The organism is Microbacterium sp. ZXX196 (assembly GCF_009709595.1).
Lineage (GTDB): Bacteria > Actinomycetota > Actinomycetes > Actinomycetales > Microbacteriaceae > Microbacterium > Microbacterium excoecariae.
Genome location: NZ_WMEE01000099.1, coordinates 1 through 280, shown reverse-complemented (window position 1 = coordinate 280; position 280 = coordinate 1). Strand labels below are relative to the sequence as shown.

1 protein-coding gene is annotated in these 280 nt (G+C 67.1%); it reads left to right on the top strand.

Annotated features, from left to right (window positions below; translation table 11 throughout):
• Positions 1-276: roadblock/LC7 domain-containing protein (locus tag GJQ66_RS12420; RefSeq protein ID WP_155049636.1), on the top strand; the 276-nt coding region annotated here is incomplete at its 5' end.
• Positions 277-280 lie beyond the last annotated feature (4 nt).

Here is a 280-nt window from a genome sequence, read left to right as displayed (position 1 = left end):
GATCAGTTGGCGGCGGTGGCCTCCGGCCTCACCTCGCTGACCTCCGGCGCCTCCCGCATCTTCGAAGGCGGGAGCGTCAATCAGACCGTGGTGGAGATGGAGCGCGGCTTCCTCTTCATCATGTCCGTCTCCGACGGATCGTCGCTGGCCGTACTGGCGCACCCGGAGTGCGACATCGGCCTCGTCGGTTACGAGATGGCCCTGCTGGTCGACCGCGCGGGCACGGTGCTCACACCGGACCTGCGCGCGGAACTGCAGGGCAGCCTTCTCAACTAGCAGA